Source organism: Streptomyces sp. NPDC104309, assembly GCF_055584025.1.
This window is the reverse complement of sequence record NZ_JBVJMV010000051.1, coordinates 16,206-29,103: the sequence shown is the minus strand read 5'-3', so window position 1 is coordinate 29,103 and position 12,898 is coordinate 16,206. Positions and strand designations below refer to the sequence as shown.

Annotated in this window: 13 protein-coding genes and 1 pseudogene; 9 read left to right on the top strand and 5 right to left on the bottom strand. The window is 72.5% G+C overall.

Annotated elements, in window-relative coordinates:
• Positions 1 to 39: 39 nt before the first annotated feature.
• From ACZ68L_RS39905 to ACZ68L_RS39885, 5 genes and pseudogenes are all read left to right on the top strand, one after another.
• A pseudogene (locus tag ACZ68L_RS39905) lies at positions 40 to 1,243 on the top strand (PP2C family protein-serine/threonine phosphatase).
• Positions 1,244 to 1,329: 86 nt separating this feature from the next.
• Entirely contained in the window at positions 1,330 to 2,001 is a 672-nt protein-coding gene (locus ACZ68L_RS39900; protein ID WP_469587871.1) for a TetR family transcriptional regulator, read from the top strand.
• A complete protein-coding gene (locus ACZ68L_RS39895) occupies positions 1,998 to 2,771 on the top strand; it encodes an SDR family NAD(P)-dependent oxidoreductase (protein WP_469587870.1) in 774 nt (257 codons plus the stop codon). The genes ACZ68L_RS39900 and ACZ68L_RS39895 overlap by 4 nt, the downstream gene beginning before the upstream one ends.
• Positions 2,772 to 2,827: 56 nt before the next feature.
• Entirely contained in the window at positions 2,828 to 3,868 is a 1,041-nt protein-coding gene (locus ACZ68L_RS39890; RefSeq protein ID WP_469587867.1) for an NAD(P)-dependent alcohol dehydrogenase, read from the top strand.
• Positions 3,869 to 3,979: 111 nt separating this feature from the next.
• Positions 3,980 to 4,294 carry a DUF6191 domain-containing protein gene (locus ACZ68L_RS39885; protein WP_469587865.1) on the top strand — a complete coding sequence of 105 codons (315 nt, stop codon included), beginning with the start codon at positions 3,980 to 3,982 and terminating at the stop codon, positions 4,292 to 4,294.
• Here the strand turns inward: ACZ68L_RS39885 and ACZ68L_RS39880 are convergent.
• The 4 genes from ACZ68L_RS39880 to ACZ68L_RS39865 are packed head-to-tail and all read right to left on the bottom strand — an operon-like array spanning position 4,272 to position 7,429.
• Entirely contained in the window at positions 4,272 to 5,408 is a 1,137-nt protein-coding gene (locus ACZ68L_RS39880) for a bile acid:sodium symporter family protein (RefSeq protein ID WP_469587862.1), read from the bottom strand. The two genes, ACZ68L_RS39885 and ACZ68L_RS39880, sit on opposite strands and share 23 nt — an antisense overlap.
• Before the next feature lie 49 nt (positions 5,409 to 5,457).
• Complete coding sequence (locus ACZ68L_RS39875; protein WP_469587859.1) at positions 5,458 to 6,162, bottom strand: phosphatase PAP2 family protein; 705 nt, start codon at positions 6,160 to 6,162, stop codon at positions 5,458 to 5,460.
• Positions 6,159 to 6,761 carry a phosphatase PAP2 family protein gene (locus ACZ68L_RS39870; protein ID WP_469587856.1) on the bottom strand — a complete coding sequence of 201 codons (603 nt, stop codon included), beginning with the start codon at positions 6,759 to 6,761 and terminating at the stop codon, positions 6,159 to 6,161. Before ACZ68L_RS39870 ends, ACZ68L_RS39875 begins: the two co-directional genes overlap by 4 nt.
• The gene (locus ACZ68L_RS39865; RefSeq protein WP_469587853.1) at positions 6,761 to 7,429 is read right to left on the bottom strand and encodes a DedA family protein; all 669 of its coding nucleotides are present in this window, start codon (positions 7,427 to 7,429) and stop codon (positions 6,761 to 6,763) included. The genes ACZ68L_RS39870 and ACZ68L_RS39865 overlap by 1 nt, the downstream gene beginning before the upstream one ends.
• A 255-nt stretch (positions 7,430 to 7,684) precedes the next feature.
• Here ACZ68L_RS39865 and ACZ68L_RS39860 point away from each other — a divergent pair, with 255 nt between their 5' ends.
• The 4 genes from ACZ68L_RS39860 to abc-f all read left to right on the top strand — a co-directional run bounded on the left by ACZ68L_RS39860 (position 7,685) and on the right by abc-f (position 12,175).
• Entirely contained in the window at positions 7,685 to 8,017 is a 333-nt protein-coding gene (locus ACZ68L_RS39860; RefSeq protein WP_469587930.1) for a BlaI/MecI/CopY family transcriptional regulator, read from the top strand.
• A complete protein-coding gene (locus ACZ68L_RS39855) occupies positions 8,014 to 8,952 on the top strand; it encodes a M56 family metallopeptidase (protein ID WP_469587850.1) in 939 nt (312 codons plus the stop codon). Before ACZ68L_RS39860 ends, ACZ68L_RS39855 begins: the two co-directional genes overlap by 4 nt.
• A gap of 126 nt (positions 8,953 to 9,078) precedes the next feature.
• Positions 9,079 to 10,290, top strand: coding sequence for a cytochrome P450 family protein (locus ACZ68L_RS39850; RefSeq protein WP_469587849.1), 1,212 nt, complete (start codon positions 9,079 to 9,081; stop codon positions 10,288 to 10,290).
• A 244-nt stretch (positions 10,291 to 10,534) separates the two neighbouring features.
• Positions 10,535 to 12,175, top strand: coding sequence for a ribosomal protection-like ABC-F family protein (abc-f, locus tag ACZ68L_RS39845; protein WP_469587846.1), 1,641 nt, complete (start codon positions 10,535 to 10,537; stop codon positions 12,173 to 12,175).
• An 84-nt stretch (positions 12,176 to 12,259) separates the two neighbouring features.
• Here abc-f and ACZ68L_RS39840 read toward each other — a convergent pair whose 3' ends face one another.
• Positions 12,260 to 12,781, bottom strand: a complete 522-nt coding sequence (locus ACZ68L_RS39840) for an NUDIX hydrolase (protein ID WP_469587844.1) — start codon at positions 12,779 to 12,781, stop codon at positions 12,260 to 12,262.
• Positions 12,782 to 12,898: the final 117 nt, after the last annotated feature.

The following is a 12,898-nucleotide window of genomic DNA, read 5'->3' as shown; positions in this document are numbered from 1 at the left end:
CGCCGGCACGGGGCCGGCAGATCCCGGGAGGAACGGGCCGTGACGATCGGGCTCCGGCGCCAGGCGGCGAGGCGTGGAGCGGCGCTCCCGCACACGGACGCGGGGGAGGCGGCCGTCTTCGCCCCCCGGGTCGGCAACGGAGCACTGTTCGGCGGGCTGGCGCTGCTGACCGTCCTGGTCGGCGCCCTCGACATCCGCACCGGCGACGAAATGCACCTCGTACCGTTGCTGGTGGTCGTGCCCGCACTCGTCTCGGTCTTCGGAACGATCCGGCAGACCGTGGGCGTGGCCACCTGGATCACGACCGTCGCCGTCTGCTCGCGGTTGGTGACCGGGGGAACGTTCTGGTCCGTCACCAGCAGTGTCGTCTTCACCGTGCTGGCCTGCTTCCTGGGCGTCGGCGCCTGCGCGCTGCGGATCCGCCATGCCGCCGAGATCGCCAGGCTCCGCTTCGCCGCCGTCGCACTCCAGCGGCAGATCCTGCGCCCGTTGCCCATCCTGACCGACCAGATCCTCGCCCACGCCATCTATACGCCGATCGAGGAGGACCGGCTGGTCGGCGGCGACATCTACGAGGTCGTCCAGTCGCCCTACGGAACGCGGGTGATCATCGGGGACGTCCAGGGCAAGGGGCTCGCCGCGATCGGGGCGGGCTTCGCCGTGCTCGGCGCGTTCCGGGAAGCCGCCATCCGCGAGCCCACCCTGACCGGCGTGGTCGACGCGCTGGAGGACGCGGTCGCACGGCACAACGCCTTCTCCGCCCAGACCGGGGAGATCGAACGCTTCGTCACCGCCCTGGTGCTCGGCGTCGACGGCGAGGACCGGGTGCAGGCCGTCAACTCCGCCCCGGGTGCTGCACGACGGCGTGGCCCGCGCGGTTGTGCTGCGCCGCACATCCGTGCCGCTGGGCATGGCGGAGCTCAGCGCGGAGGCGCGGGTCGCGGAGCGGCTGGATTTCCCGCCCGACGCCACGCTCCTGCTGTTCACGGACGGGGTCACCGAGGCCCGCGACGTGTCGGGCGCCTTCTACCCCCTGGACACCCGGCTGGGCCACTGGGCGCAGCGGGGGCCGCGCGAGGTGCTCGACGCGCTCCACACCGACCTGGAGGCCTTCTCCGGGGGCGTGCGACGCGATGACATCGCCGTGCTCGCGCTGTGCCGGGCACCGGCAGGCGGTCGTCGCCCGTGCCCGGTGGCAGACCACGGTGCCCGCCGCGCCGCCGAGACGTTCACCCGCCGGTAGGAACGCATGGGGGCGGCTGTACGGCGATCCGATGTCCCGATGAGACTTCTGTCGCGGTGGGACATTTTTAGGTGTACGATGCACGTATGAATCCGGAACGGAAGACCCCGGAGCGACGGAGCCGCAAGGCCCGCAGGACCCGGGACGCACTGGCGCAGGCCGCGTTCGAGCTCGTACTCGACCGGGGGCTGAAGGAAGTGACGGTCGAGGAGATCGCGGAACGCGCGGACGTCGACCGGCGCACCTTCAGCCGGTACTTCGCCGGCAAGGAAGCCGCCGTTCTGGACTCGCTCCGGGGCGACGGCGACCGGATCAACGACGCCCTGCGCGCACGCCCCGCCGACGAGCCCCCGCTCACCGCGTACCGCCATGCCGTCCTCGACTGGCTCGACGACCCCGGCGCACAGGCCTGGCACCGCCGCGCCCGGATCTTCGACCTGCTGGTCCTCGCCGAGCAGGAGCCGACCCTCTACGCGGCGTTCCACCACATCCGGGTGGACGCCCAGGAGGACTCGGTCACCATCGTCGCGGACCGGCTCGGGGTCGACGCCCGACTGGACATCCGCCCCGCCGTCATGGTCGCCGCGGGTGCCGGGGCGCTCCTGGCGGCCCAGGCCGCCTGGGTACGCGGCGGACACCCGGACGACCTGCCCCAACTGGTCGGGCAAGCCTTCGACGCCCTCTCCGGAGAACTGCTCGCGCAGCTTCCCGCCGGGCCGGCGTCACACAGCACCACGGAAGGAAACACCACCTCATGAGCACCTCCCTCACCCCCGCAGACCAGGAGTTCGCAGGCAGGACCGCCCTCGTCACCGGCGGCGCCTCCGGCATCGGGCTGGCCCTCGCCCACCGGCTGGCCGCGGGCGGCGCGTCCGTCGTCGTCGCCGACTACGACGAGGCCAACGCCCGCAAGGCCGTCGCCGAACTGGAGAACGCCGGGGCGAAGGCCGCCGCGGTCGCCATGGACGTGACCGACCCCGCCTCCGTCGAAGCGGGTGTGCGATTCGCCGTCGACACCTTCGGCGCCCTGCACCTCGCCGTCAACAACGCGGGCATCGGCGGGCCGAGCAACCCCACCGGGGAGTACGCGATAGAGGACTGGGACCGGGTCGTCGCCACCAACCTCAGCGGTGTCTTCTACTCGATGCGCTACGAACTCCCCGCCATCGTCGCGGCGGGCGGCGGTGCCGTCGTCAACATGTCGTCGATCCTCGGCACCAACGGTTTCGCCGGGTCTCCCGCCTATGTGGCCGCCAAGCACGGCGTCGTCGGCCTCACCAAGACGGCCGCCCTCGAATACGCGGCACGGGACGTCCGGGTCAACGCCGTCGGCCCCGGCTTCATCGACACGCCCCTGCTGCGCAACACGGACGGCCCCGCCCGCGACCACCTCATCTCGCTGCACCCGGCCGGGCGCCTCGGCAAGGCGGAGGAGGTCGCCGAACTCGCCGCGTTCCTGCTCTCCGACCGCGCCTCCTTCATCCACGGCAGCTACCACCTGGTGGACGGCGGTTACTCCGCCTCCTGAACGGCGCACGGGGGAACGGGGGCGAGCAACAGTGAGCAAAGAGTGAGGAGAACCCCATGAAGGCCGTCCAGTACCGCGCCGTCGGCTCGGCGCCCGAGGTCGTCACCCTGCCCGATCCGGAGCCCGGCCCCGGCCAGGTGATGCTGAAGGTCACCGCCGCCGGCGTCTGCCACTCCGACATCGCCGTGATGAGCCGGCCCGCGGAGCAGATACCCTTCCCGCTGCCGCTCACCCTCGGCCATGAGGGCGTCGGCACCGTCGCCGCACTCGGCGACGGCGTGAAGGGCCTCTCGATCGGAGAGCCCGTCGCGGTCTACGGCCCCTGGGGCTGCGGTACGTGCGTCAAGTGCGCCGAGGGCAAGGAGAACTACTGCCTGCGCGCCAACGAACTCGGCATCACCCCGCCCGGACTCGGATCTCCCGGCGCCATGGCCGAGTACATGATCGTGGACGACGCCCGCCATCTGTTGCCGCTGGGCGACCTCGACCCGGTCCAGGCCGTGCCGCTCACCGACGCCGGCCTGACTCCCTACCACGCGATCAAGCGGTCCCTGCCCAAGCTGGTGCCCGGTGCCACCGCCGTCGTCATCGGCACAGGCGGTCTCGGCCATGTCGCGATCCAGCTGCTGCGCGCCATGACGGCCGTCCGGGTCATCGCCCTCGACGTCACGGACGAGAAACTGGCCCTGGCCCGTGCCGTCGGCGCCCACGAGACGGTGCTCTCGGACGAGCACGCCGCGACGAAGGTCCGCGAACTGACCGGCGGTGTCGGAGCGCAGGTCGTCCTCGACTTCGTCGGAGCCCCGCCGACCGTCGCCACCGCCGGGGCCACGGCCGCCATCGACTCCGATGTCACGATCGTCGGCCTCGGCGGCGGTGCGCTGCCGGTCGGCTTCGGCTCGCTGCCGTACAACACGACGGTGACCTCCCCCTACTGGGGATCGCGCGCCGAACTCGCCGAGGTGCTCGACCTCGCCCGCGCGGGAGCGGTCGAGGTCCACGTCGAGACCTACACGCTGGACGAGGCGCCGCTGGCGTACGAGCGGCTGCACGACGGCAAGATCAACGGCCGGGCGGTCATCCTCCCCAACGGCTGACCGGTCGGGCCCCGATCCTCAGGACGCCGCGGGCCGTCGCGCGGTGCGACGGCCCGCACCGTCATACCCGCGACCGATGCGCACCGCCCGCGCATCGGCAACACTGGGCCGATGGAATTCGTCGCGCTGATGACACTGCCCGGGTTGGTGATCGGCCTGACCGTCGTCGCCTTTCTTGACCAGCTGATGCTCCGTGCGGGCCGGGCCGGTCTGCTGCCGTGGCGCAACGGTGCCCGCCAGGGCCAGGTGTCGGCGACCGGGTTCGAGCAGTTGCACGCGAGCTTCTCGCCCGGCAAGCAGAGCGAGCTCAAGGAACGCCGGAGCGCCCTGCTGCTGCGCGACGACGAGGAGGACGGCGCCCCGCCCCACCGCTGCACCGTCGACCTCGACGGCGGCCGCGCCGTCATCCGCCTGCCCGGTCACTAAGGTCATTCGTCCGGCTCAGGCCGGGCTCGCGGGCCCCGGTGCCTGCCCTGCGGCGCAGCATCGAGTCCGCCAGCCCCGCCCCGCACTTCTGCAGCAGGCTGTACGCGAGAACCGGCAGCAGCACCTGGGGGCTGCTGGGCAGATGGGTCGCCGCCAGCACGGCACCGGCGCTGCTGTTGTTCATTCCGCAACTGAGCGTGATCGCCACGGTGTCCGCCCGATTGGCCCGTACCGTACGGGCCAGACACCAGCCGATCACGAAGGAAGCCGCGCACAGTGCCCCGGCCACGACGACGGCCGCGACCAGCAGTGCAGGCCGCGGATGGAACAGGAAGCCGCCGAGAGCCCCGCAGGCGTTGCTGTACGTGAGCAGCACCGCGGCGACGACTCCGAGCAGCCCCGACCAGGGCAGATGCCGTTCGAGCACGGGGCGGGGAGTCAGCCGCTGGACGGCCAGACCGGCGGCGCACGGCACGATCACACTGATCACGGCGAACGCCCCGCCGTCCGTCGCGGCCATCCGCGACAGATCATGGGCGTAGTGGCCGCGTGTCACGGTCGAGGCCACCGAGAGCATCAGCGGGATGGTCAGCGGACTGAGCATCGTGGAGGCGAGCACGATCCCCACGACCAGTGAGTGGTTGCCGCCCGCCCGACCGCCCCAGACCGTGGCACCGGCTGCGACCGGCATGGCTCCCACGAGCGCGAGTCCGGTGATCAGCCCGCTGCAGCCGTCCGCATCGGGCAGTCGCCCCAGGACCACGGCCAGACAGGGCAGCAGGACCAGCGGAATGAGCGTGTTGGCGGCCGTTCCGACCAGGAGTGACAGCGGTCGGCGGGCGAGCCGGGGCAGCCCGCCGGCCGGCACCCGTAACGCCGCGTTGAACAGCAGATAGCCCAGCAGGAGCGACGGCAGGGTGAGCTGCGTGCGCGAGCCGCCGGGCAGGGGCACAGCGGCGACCTGAAACCGCCGCAGGGCCAGTCCGGCCCCTGGCAGCAGCGCGGCCGCCGCGTAGGCGGTGACCGTCACCCAGGTCAGCCGACGCTGGAGCAGCGAGAGCGCACGCGGCACCATCGGCGGACGGACGGCACGGGTGGGACGCACGGAAGACATGAGGGGCATCGCACGGACCTCGATGAGGGTGGGACCTGAGCGGGACCGGTCACCGCGAAAGCGGCAGCGCCGTCCGTATCAGCGCGGTCCCGAGTCCGATCCAGACCGCGGCGAACAGCCATCCGGCGAGCACGTCCGTCGCCCAGTGCACCCCGAGCAGAACCCGGCTCAGGCCGACGGCCGCGGCCCAGCAGACGATCAGGCCCGCGACGGCGGCGCGAAGCGGACGAGGCACCCTCCGGCCGTGCACCCGGACACCGATGGCCGTGAGCAGCAGACCGGCCATCAGCGCGGACGTCGTCGCGTGGCCGGAGGGGAAGGCGAAGCCCGAGGCGTGCGTGGCCCAGTCGTCCAGCGGTGGGCGGGGCCGGGCGATCAGCTCCATGAGGCCGTAGCGGACGCCCTGCGCGAGCAGCAGGAAGGCCAGTGCCCCCACCGCGTATCCCAGCCGTCGACGCGTGTCACCGCCCGCGATCAGCCCGGCCGTCACCGCCGCCGCGTACGGGAACACCCCGGTGCCGGTGGCCGTGACGGCCCGAGCGGTCGCCACGAGGCCCGACGGCCGGTGCCGCAACGACCAGTCGTGGGTGGTCCGGTCCAGGGCCGGCGGGGAGCCGTGCCGGGCGGCCAGGACGAGAGCCGCCAGCCCGACGAGTCCGAGCAGCCCCACCAGCGCGGCCCCCAGCGGCGCGCGGAGCGATAACGCGACGGGCGCGGACCGGCCGCCCGCGAGCGTCGAAGCGCTCCCGGTCACCGGTTCGCCACCAGGGGGCGCAGCGGGCTCTCGCGCAGGCGCACCACAGCCGGGGCGCAGCGTCGTGCCGCGACCGTCAAGGGCCAGGCGACCAGCGCGCCGGTGACCAGCCCGATCAGCACATCGTGCGGGTAGTGCACACCGATCCAGACCCGGGACGCCGCCATCAGCAGCGCGGCGGGCACCGCGATGGCCCCGAGCCGGCGGTCGGTCAGCCAGATCGCCACCGCCGCGGCCGCCGCGATGGCGGCATGGTTGCTGGGGAAGGACCAGTCACCGAGTGCGGGGCACGCCTCCACCGTCACGACATGGAGGGTCTGGCAGGGCCGCTGCTCATGGAAGAGCGACTTGATCACGTCGTTGACGAGATACGCGGCCACCACGACGAGCGGGGTGCAGAGCGCCATGGCGGTGCGGGCGGGCCCCGCGTAGCGCGAGCGCCACCAGGACGCGAGCATCAGCAGGGCGAACAGCGCGAGCCCGTAGTCCGACCAGAGGCGGACGACCGAGTCCAGAGCGGCGGGGGAGCGCTGGGCCAGCTCGGTGATCCAGGTGTACAGGCCACCGTCGATCGAGGTGGCCGTGGAGGCGAGTGGCATCAGCTGTTCTCTCCTTCTGCGGTGCGCCGGCCGCGGGAGCGCAGCAGTTCGGCGGCGAGCGGGATCAGGGAGACCACGACCACGACAGCGACGATCGGCAGCAGATAACGGTCGACGTTGGGCACCGAGGAGCCCAGCGCGTACCCCGCGAGGACCAGCCCCACGGTCCACACGGCCCCGCCGACGACCTGCCACAGTGTGAACAGTCCGGCAGGGACGTTGAGCGCCCCGGCGAGCGGATTGAGCACCGTGCGCACGACGGGTACGAAGCGGGCCAGCACGATCGCCCGCGCATGGCCGTATCTGCCGAGCAGCTCCTCGGCGCGGGCGGCGCCCTCGTGCAGTCGTCTGGCGCGGCTGCGGGCGAGGAGGGCCCGGCCACCGCGGCGCCCGATCCAGTATCCCGCCTGCGCACCGAGCAGCGCACCGGCGACGGCGGCGATCAGCACCTGCGGCAGCGACAGATGGACCGGACCGTGGGTGCCCGACACGCAGAGAAGGCCCGCCGTGAACAGCAGCGAATCGCCGGGCAGGAAGAAGCCGACGAGCAGTCCCGTCTCGGCGAAGAGCACGACGGCGATGCCGAGCGCGCCGAACGCTCCGAGCAGTGAACCTGCGTCCAGCACGTTCACCGCTTGTGGCGCGGCCGCCAGTGAGAATACGGACACGGTGGAGGGTCTCCCATAATGGTGAGCGGGCGGCCCGACGGAACGCCCGGACTGACTACAGTGATGTAGACGGTCTACGTCACTGTAGACGCCCGAAGGGGGAGGAGAGTTCCCATGTCCCAGGTGAAGGGGATATCGAGCGGAGAACCCGCCCCCCGCCCGCACGGCGAACCCGCCCCGGGGCCGTCACCGCAGACGGCACCCGAGAGCACGGCGCCGCATCGCACCGCATCGGAGCGGCGCCCGTCCGGTGAGCTGGAATCCACGATCCTGGCAGCCCTGTGGACGGCCGAAACGCCGCTCACCCCCGGTCAGGTGCAGGGCGCGATCGGGGCGGCACTCGCCCGCACCACCGTCACGACGATTCTGTCGCGCCTCTACGAAAAGGGTACGGTCACCCGCACCCGGGCCGGCCGGGGATTCGCGTACACCCCGACCGAGGACGCACCCGGGCTGACCGCCCGCCGGATGCACAGCGAGCTGCGGAAGGAGGAGGACCGCAGTACCGTGCTGGCACGATTCGTGTCACAGCTCACCGACGAGGACGAGCAGTTGCTCCGGGACCTGCTCGACGGAGAAGCCCGATGATCTACGCCGTTTGGGTTCCGCTGCTGATGCCCTTCGTCGCGGTGCCCGCAGCCCGCCGGCTGGCGGACGCCCTGTCGCCCGTACGCGCCGTACGGCTGCTCGCCTCGACAGGCGTCGGTCTCGCCCTGTGCAGCCTGCTCGCCCTGGCCCTGCTGGTGGTGCCCGGAGCCACCCGGTTCTCCGCCGTCTCCGCCCTCGGTGAACTCGTCAGGCCGCTCTCCGAGGCGGCTCCCGTCGTCGCCGTCCCCCTCGCGGCCGCGGCGCTGGCGCTGCTCGCGGGCTGCGCCGCCGCGGTCGCCCGCGCCACCCACCGCCACTGGGCGGAGCTGCACCGGGCCGCGCGGTCGCCCGGGTGCGCGGATGACGAACTGGCCGTCCTGCGCGACAGCCGCCCCGACGCCTACGCCCTGCCAGGGCGTCCCGGCACTCCCGGCCGGATCGTCGTCACCACCGGCATGCTGCGCGCCCTGGACCCCGCCGAACGCGACGCCCTGCTGGCACACGAACGCGCCCATCTCACGGGCCGCCACCACCTCTTCATCGCCGCCGCCGAACTGGCGGCGCTCTGTCACCCCGCGCTGCGTTCGCTGCGCGCCCCCATGCGCTATGCCCTGGAGCGCTGCGCCGACGAGGCCGCCGCCTCGGCGGTCGGTGACCGACGGGTCGCCGCCCGGGCCATCGGCCGCGCCGCCCTCGCCGCTCGCGCCGCCGAGGGAGCCGCCCGGCCCCGCCCACGAGTGGCGCTAGCCGCGGCCGCCGGACCCGTACCCCGTCGCGTCGCGGCGCTGCTCGGCCGGAGCGCCCCACGCCCCCGCATGGGCCGGGTGGCCGCCGCGGCACTGCTGGCCTGCCTGGTCGTCTCCGGAGCCGCCACGCTCGACGCGACGAACGATCTGCACAGCAGTATCGAAGCGGCCCAGGGAGAGAATCCGTAGTACGCCCCTTCTGGCTCCTTCGAGCCGTTGCGCGCCCTTTTGTGCTCCGTCGCTCTACCCCGAACATAAGTTCCTGTACTGCCAACGCCCGTGCCGGCCGTTCCGCGACGCAGACGGGAGAATCCCATGGGGCAGCAACCGTTCGTCATCGACCCCGCGGGGCGCGACATCCACGGCGAGGCGGAATCGCTCCGACCGCATGGCTCCGCCGTCCTGGTCGAGTTCCCCGGTGGCATCAGGGCATGGGCACCAACCCGGTACGAAGTGCTCAAGCGACTGCTGGCCGACGACCGGGTGTCCAAGGACCCCGACCAGCACTGGCCGGCCTGGCAGGGCGGCGAGCTCCGGGAGAGCTGGGTCAACACCTGGGTCGGTGTGAGCGACATGTTCACCGCGTACGGCGCCGACCACCGCCGGTTGCGCAAGCTCGTCACGCCCGCCTTCACCAAACGGCGGACGGACGCGTTCCGGCCCCGCATCGAAGAGATCACCGCGACGCTGCTCGACCGGATGGCAGCCTCTCCCGACGGCCGGGCCGACCTGCGGGCCGACTTCGCCCACCGGCTGCCGGTGGGCGTCATCTGCGAACTCTTCGGTCTTCCAGAGGGCCGAAGGGCCGACAGCGCACGGCTCGTCAGCGAGATCTTCGCCACCACCGCGACGTCGGAACAGGCCCTCGCCCCCCTGCAGGAGGTCCATGAACTCCTCGTGGGGCTGGTCGCCGCCAAGCGTGACCACCCTCCCGAGGACCTCACCAGCGTGCTGATCGCCACCCGCGACGAGGAGGGGTCCAGCCTCACCGAGACCGAACTCATCGGCACCCTCCTCCTCGTCATCGCCGCAGGCCACGCGACCACCGTCAACCTGATCGGCAACGCCGTCCACGCCCTGCTCACCCACCCCGAGCAGCTCGCCCGGGTGCTCGGCGGCGAGGTCCCCTGGAACCACGTCATCGAGGAGACCCTGCGCTGGGCCCCACCGATCACCAACCTGCCGCTGCGCTACGCGGTCGAGGACATCGAACTCCCCGACGGCGTCACCGTCGCACGCGGCGACGCGATCCTCGCGACCTACGCCATGGCCGGCCGCGACCCCGAGCGGCACGGTGCGCAGGCGGACAGATTCGTCATCTCCCGGGCCGACAAGGAACACCTCTCCTTCGGTTACGGCGTCCACTTCTGCGTCGGCGCCCCATTGGCCCGGCTGGAGGCGTCGATCGCGCTGCCCGCCCTGTTCGCCCGTCTTCCCGGTCTGCGCGCGGACGACGCCGCGGCACCGGCTCCTCTGGAGTCCTTCATCGCGTGCGGCTTCGGCACCTACCCGGTACGCCTCGTCTGAACCGTTCGTAGGACGGCCGGAAATTCTCCCGGACCGCCCCGCGACCGTGGCTACACTGGCGCCCATGGGTTCGTACTACTTCTTTCGCTGATTCCGGGCAGGGACGCCGCCGCGCGACGTCGAGCGTCGCCGCGTGACCCCGAGGGTCCCCCGCGTGCCGCGGTCCCTTCCGCCCGTCCGACAGCCCTGCCCCGCCGCGCACCGTCGTGCGCCGCCGAGGCATGTCACCTCAGGGAAAGCACCCATGACTCCCCAGCACACCCGCGCCCAGCTGACCATGAAGGACGTCTCCAAGAGCTACGGGGACCGAACCGTCCTCGACCAGGTGTCACTCACCGTCCGCCCCGGAGACAGAGCCGGAGTGATCGGCGAGAACGGCTCCGGAAAGTCCACGCTTCTCCGGCTGATGGCCCAAGGGGAGGCTCCGGACAGCGGCGAGATCGCCGTCCGCTTCCCCGGCGGCGCCGGCCACCTCTCCCAGACCCCGGCTCTCACCCCCGGTCACACCGTCCAGGACGCCGTCGACACGGCCCTCGCCGAACTGCGCACGCTCGAACAGGAGATCCGTGCCGCCGAAGAGGCGCTCGCCGAACCCGGGGCCCCGGACGGCCCCCGGCTCACCGCGTACGGCGATCTGCTGACGGCGTACGAGGAACGCGGCGGATACCAGGCCGACGCCCGCGTCGACGCGGCGTTCCACGGCCTCGGACTCGGCCATCTCATCCGTGAACGGGTCCTCGGCACGCTGTCGGGAGGCGAACGGTCCCGGCTCGCGCTCGCCTGCGTGCTGGCGGCCGATCCCGAGCTCCTCCTGCTCGACGAGCCGACCAACCACCTCGACCTCCGCGCCACCACCTGGCTGGAGGAACGCCTGCGCGCCCACCGCGGCACCGTCGTCGTCATCACCCACGACCGGACCTTCCTGGAGCGGACCACCAACGTCATCCTGGAGGTCGACCGTGATCTGCGCGGCGTCGTCCGGTACGGGGACGGCTGGGACAACTACCGCACGGCGAAGGCCGCCGCCCGCCGCCGCTGGGCACAGGACCACCAGGAATGGCTGGACGAGGTGGCGCGTACCGAAGAGCTCGTGAGCGCGGCCGGACGGCGCCTCGCCGGGACGGGAAAGGACCCGGGAGAGGGCTGGGGCAAGCACCGCCGTTCGCACGAGGCCAAGCTGTCCGGGCGGGTCAGGGCAGCCAGAACCCGCCTGGACGGGCTGCGCGGGGCTCCCGTGCCCGCCCCGCCCCGGCCCCTGCGCTTCCGCGCCGACATCGCCGTCGCAGCCGACGGCGAGGCGGAACCCGGACCGCTCGTCGCACTCCGCTCCATCGCTGTCGGCGACCGGCTGCGTCTGCCGGAGCTGCGCGTGGCCCCCGGGCAGCGCCTTCTGGTGACCGGCCCCAACGGCGCCGGGAAGTCCACCCTGTTGCGGGTCCTGGCCGGAGAACTCACCCCCGACGAGGGAACGGTGCGCCGCCGGGCCAGGATCGGATATCTCCCCCAGGAGCTCCCCGTACGACCGACGCGCCGCTCCTTGCTGGCGGCCTTCGCCGCCGGGCGGCCGGGCCACCCCGACGAACACGCCGAGAACCTCCTCGCTCTGGGCCTCTTCCGTACGGAGGACCTGACGGTGCCGGTCGCCGCCCTCTCCATCGGCCAGCAACGGCGCCTCGCACTGGCCCGTCTGGTCACCCGCCCGGCCGACCTGCTGGTGCTCGACGAGCCGACGAATCACATCGCGCTCAGCCTGGTGGAGGAGGTCGAGACGGCGCTCACGGAGTACCGCGGAGCCGTTGTCGTCGTCTCGCACGACCGCAGCTTCCGCAGCCGATTCACCGGCGACCGGCTGGAACTGTGCGAGGGCCGTCCGGTCGTGCCGTGACTCCCGTCGGCCGAGGCCGGAAGAGCATCGGCCGGCGGAGCCCGTACGGGCGGGAGACCGGCCGCGCGACGGCGAACAGCCCGCTCAGGAGCCGTCCTGAGCGGGCGTCACCCGTCCGCCCCCTACATGCTCCCGCAGCCGGTCGAGGAAGACCCGCTGCCCCGTGACCAGACGCTCGGCCGCCTCCTGGGCCGCGCACCAGGCGAACCGGTCGACCTCGGGGAACTCCCGCAACACACCGGACCCGCGCGGCCACTCCATGGTGAACGTCCCGGGAACGGCCGCGGTGGCATCGAGATCCGCCTCCAGCGCCCACACCGTCACGGTCTTGCCGCCGGACTGACGGGCCTCACCGAGCGCCACCCACTCGCCCTCCGGCGCCGGGCGGCCGAACTCCTCCTCGAACTCACGACGGGCGGCCGCCGCGGGCTCCTCGTCGGGGCCGTACTCACCCTTGGGGATCGACCATGCCGCGCTCTCCCGGCCCGCCCAGAACGGGCCGCCCATATGGCCGATGAGCACCTCGAACCCGGCGCGGTCGGCCCCGGACGGCCGGCGGAACAGGAGAAGACCCGCACTGCGTGTGGAGCGCTTCTGGGATGACATGTCCTCAAGTCTGCGTGCCGGCGCCGAACGCCGCCGCCGACGACACCCCTGTCCTAGTGATCATCTCGGTCATCGAGTCGACGTGCGCTGTTTCCCCCGAGGTCCCCGATGCCCTCT